Origin of the sequence: uncultured Gimesia sp., assembly GCF_937919775.1 — a bacterium.
Taxonomy (GTDB): Bacteria; Planctomycetota; Planctomycetia; order Planctomycetales; family Planctomycetaceae; genus Gimesia.
Window position 1 is genome coordinate 1 of the sequence record NZ_CALFPF010000098.1, and the last position, 4,198, is coordinate 4,198.

Below are 4,198 nucleotides of genomic sequence, written 5' to 3' on the forward strand. Positions count from 1 at the left end.
AAGATGTTTTTTTATATTTAACAATTTCGGGAACTCTCGATCATCCCGAACTTCATTGAATCATCGAACGGAATCCAACACGGTTAACATCAACACAGCATAGTGGATGTCGCGATTCAGCAGAGATTAATTCGATCGGTTTCAGTGAAAATACTCTCCCCACCACTTTCACTGCAATATCCTGTTTTCTTGAGGTAACTCCAGATTTCATTTGGAGTCACATCCTCACAGGTGCTTCTGAGCCGTATCTCGAAATCGGTTACTTCAGCTCCTCGCACAAACGCGCGGCTAATATGCGTGCCTTTTCAGCAGTGAGACACAGCGGATTAATTGTCAGCATGCCTTCGTGTAACCCGGCATGGCCGACGTAGATCGGTGGCGTCCCCTGGCGCAGTCTCTGACAGACTTCAAATGCGGTTCCCACCGTTTCTTCATCAATATGAATATCCAAGAGAGGCCAACGTTCGCTGCTGACCGGCGTGGCCAGGTAACAGGCAGCGTTCACATTCGCCAGTTCCAGCTCTGCTCCAATCTTCTCCAGCCAGGATTGGAACTCCCGATTCTGTGCGTCGTATGCCCCCGAAGCAAACAAATCCAGAGCCGTCAGGAGCGCGATAATTTCTTCCTTGGAGACTTTCAGTGCCCGGCCGATGCCATGCCGGGGTATCCCCTGAAAGAGAGACCTGTCAATCAAATCAGCGGGAGGCTGCCAGAGTTGATAATGGTCGTCCATGTCGAGCATCTGCAGCGCTGCGGAAGAAATCAGCTCGCGTCTGCCGCATAACAGACCGGTGGACTGCGGCCCTCGAATCGCCTTGCCGCCACTAAAGGCAACCAGATCGGCGCCTGTGGCAGCAATCGTCTTGAGATTCGCGCGGGGAGGCAACTCGCCCGCCGCATCAACGAGAACCGGAATTCCATGTTGTCGCGCGACTTCGACCACTTCACTTAATGCCGGCTGTGAATCTCCCGCGTGCACGTATACGATGCCAGCGGTGTTCTCATTGATTGCCGCCGCGTATTCCCAGCTTTCCGTGCGACGCACGCCCGCATTGGACACAATTTCGTTGAAACCGACTTCCACCAGTCTGGCGCCTGCGGCGCGGACGGCGTGATCGTAACCGCTGCGCTGTTCCCGTGCGATAATGAATTCGTGCGGGAAACCGTCACAGTTAGGCAGTTGTTCCATCCGCCGTAAATCATGACCCGCCAGAATCGCAGCCGTTCCCAACGTCAGCGCGCCCGCGGCCCCTGACGTCACCAGTCCGGCTTCCGTTCCCGTATGTGCGGCGATCTTTCGCGAAGCAGCCGCCTGAAGCTGTTCCAGCGGAACCCACTCACCGGCGGCCTCCTGAAACGACGCGAGCACTTCAGGTGACATCGGCGCCCCGCCCAGTCGTGTCACACTTCCGCAAGCGTTAATGATCGGCTCCACACCAAAACTTTGATAAATATTCATCTGTCATACTCTTTCCGGGAATTTTTCATTGTGCAAAGAGACTGATGCCCCTCTACCAACCTCTGAAAACAGAAATCCGAATAGGATCCTGCAGAAAAATCCTCCGCATCATTTACCAAAGTGCTGTATAGCCCAATCCTTGAAGACACCCCGCGCCTGCGCCCCTTTGCCGGGAAAACCGCCATGCTGCACCATCCAGATTACAACAATTCCTTTGTCCGGATAGATTTCCATGTTGGTCGCTTGGGCGCCGCCGTGTCCAAACCAGTCCGGTCCCACCGTCAGACCGAGCCCGTAATTTTGCTTCACCGAATCGGGCGTTTGCCGTGTGGTCTGTTCCTTAAAAGCAGCTTCGCTCAAGTAACGCCGCCCATTCAGTTCACCACCATTGAGCAACATCTGACAGTAAATCGCCGTGTCTTGCGCCGTGGAGAACAGTCCGCCGGCCGGCATGGGAAAGCGGTGATTTCGATCAGCAAGCGGAGCACCAAGCTGGTTCAGTGGAAACTCCACCAGGTTCGTTTTGGCAGCATCCGGGCGATACGACTTTGCCAGACGTGCGACCTGCTCTGCATTGGGCCAGAAGGTGGTGTCTTTCATTCCGAGTGGATCAAACAACCGTTGCTGCATAAAATCTTCGTATTTCTGACCTGTGACCACTTCAATGATTCTCGCAGCCGTGTTAATGCCGGCGTTGGAGTATTGATAGTGGGTTCCCGGTTCGGTCTGCAGCGGCGTCATCGCATAACTGCGTACGGCTGCTTCGAGGGGCAGGCCGTCGAGTGTCGGTGTTTCAATGGCCGATTTAAAGGGGAGCCCGCTCATGTGGCTGAGCACTTCGCGGATCGCAATCGGATGCGCGGGTTTTCGCAGCAGAACGTGATTGTCATCTTTCTCGGCGACTACCATCTGACCGCGAAATTCGGGCAGATACTTTTCGACCGGGTCATCCAGCAAAATCTTGCCTTCATCCACCAGCATCAAAACTGCGGTCGCCGTCATTCCCTTTGACTGCGAGGCAATCCAGAACAAGGCGTCCTGTTGCATTGCTTTCTCTCCCGCAACGTCAGCAAAACCAACCGCCTCAACGGAGAGTACTTGATCCTTATCGGCGACTAACGCGACAACTCCTGCGAGTTCATGTTTGTCCACAAAAGGCTGAAGCACAACCACGGGGGACGCTGGTGACTCGGCAAACAGAGAGCCGGACAATACAAATAGCGCAAAGACCGTTAGTAATGATATGCGGGGGTTCATGAGAATCCTTTATCTGATTGAATCGGAGCCGAAAGCCAAATTCTATCTCAACTCCCGGATTCGGGGAAAGGGACAGGGTCTAACGAAACTGCGATCCCCGGCTAAAACTGCTAGCACGTTCGATTTTACAAGATTGCTACCCCAGATGATCTTTCGGACCCATTTATCTGATTGTATAATGCATCACATGCCACCTGCGGAGTAACGCGTTTTCCGACCGGCAATGCGGGAATCATCTTAAAACAGCGTCACACTTTTCTCGAAAACTAAAGTGGCTCTTCCCGGCGTATTTTCAATGACCGTCCGAATAAAATGGATTGAACAATCAGAATGACAAGTCACTCAAATCAGCAAAAAACGCGTATCATGATTGTGGATGATCATCCCATCGTGAGAGAGGGTTATTCGCGGCTGATTGAGCGGGAACCAGATCTTCAGGTCTGCGCGGAAGCCGACAGTAAAATTGACGCCATTAAAAAAGTCATGCAGGATCCTCCCGATCTGATTATTGTTGATCTCTCGCTGAAAGACGGCAGTGGTCTCGAATTGATCAAGGATATCAAATCGCAATTCAAACAGATCAAAATGCTGACGGTCTCCATGCACGATGAAAACTTATTTGCCGAACGCTGTATTCGTGCAGGCGCCCTGGGTTTTGTGAATAAGCAGCAGGCTGCGGAACAGTTGATCAAAGCCATCTACCGGGTTCTGGAAGGGAAAGTCTTTCTCAGTTCCGAGATCACAGAGCGCATGATCTGCCGCTCGATTGGTTCCGATAATTACACCGATCAATCGCCCATCGAAAGTCTCTCTGACCGCGAGCTGGAGGTCTTCGAGCAAATCGGCCACGGGGAAACGACACGTAAAATTGCCGAGAAACTGAACCTGAGCCCCAAAACGGTGGAAACATATCGGGAAAACATCAAACACAAACTGAATCTGGAAAATGCGACAGAATTAACACGTAACGCGATCCAGTGGGTTCTGGAAAATAAATGAGAATGCAAAGATAACACTCTCCCGACCTGCGATCACTCCCGCAAACTCTCCCCCGCATCGCGAAGCAATCTTACGGGGTGATACGGATTCTCCCGATCTGTCATGAACCTTCCGTGAATTCAAGATCACTTTAACACTGGGGCATTTCCCGATAGCAGGTTGAGAAAATTGCCCCAAACCTTTCACTCTTTTAACCCGATAGCACGCTTTGTGTAATACGCGTTAAGATAGTCCCTGCTTTATCGACATTTTCGTTTTTTCTAGCTCAGAAATATGAAATGAAGCGAAAGCTGTTGTTCATTTTTAGCGCAAGGTTGAGAGAATGGTAACCATCAGTCGAAATGATTTACAAGGGCTGCTGGTATCCTGCCCCGATCTGAAGCTCGTCGAAGTCCTGCCTGAATCCTCTTATCGCGAATTTCATTTGCGAGGCGCTATTAATGTTCCTCTGAGCGATGATTTCGAAGCACGAATTCTACAGGA

3 protein-coding genes are annotated in these 4,198 nt (G+C 51.5%); 1 reads left to right on the forward strand and 2 read right to left on the reverse strand.

The genetic code is table 11. The annotated features are described in order from the left end of the window. Positions 1 to 259: 259 nt before the first annotated feature. Positions 260 to 1,459, reverse strand: coding sequence for an aminotransferase class V-fold PLP-dependent enzyme (locus tag Q0294_RS02595; RefSeq protein ID WP_299460627.1), 1,200 nt, complete (start codon positions 1,457 to 1,459; stop codon positions 260 to 262). A 108-nt stretch (positions 1,460 to 1,567) separates the two neighbouring features. Further along, a complete protein-coding gene (locus Q0294_RS02600; protein ID WP_299460629.1) occupies positions 1,568 to 2,716 on the reverse strand; it encodes a serine hydrolase domain-containing protein in 1,149 nt (382 codons plus the stop codon). A gap of 330 nt (positions 2,717 to 3,046) precedes the next feature. On the opposite strand from Q0294_RS02600, the gene Q0294_RS02605 reads away from it, so the two are divergent. Next, positions 3,047 to 3,715: a response regulator transcription factor gene (locus tag Q0294_RS02605; RefSeq protein ID WP_299460631.1), complete on the forward strand. Its 669-nt coding sequence runs from the start codon at positions 3,047 to 3,049 to the stop codon at positions 3,713 to 3,715. The last annotated feature ends 483 nt before the right edge of the window (positions 3,716 to 4,198 follow it).

What these genes read in the sequence shown, in the direction of transcription:
- Q0294_RS02605 (WP_299460631.1), top strand. Translation starts at nt 3,047, where the DNA reads ATGACAAGTCACTCAAATCAGCAAAAAACGCGTATCATGATTGTGGAT.
- Q0294_RS02600 (WP_299460629.1), bottom strand. Translation starts at nt 2,716, where the DNA reads ATGAACCCCCGCATATCATTACTAACGGTCTTTGCGCTATTTGTATTG.
- Q0294_RS02595 (WP_299460627.1), bottom strand. Translation starts at nt 1,459, where the DNA reads ATGAATATTTATCAAAGTTTTGGTGTGGAGCCGATCATTAACGCTTGC.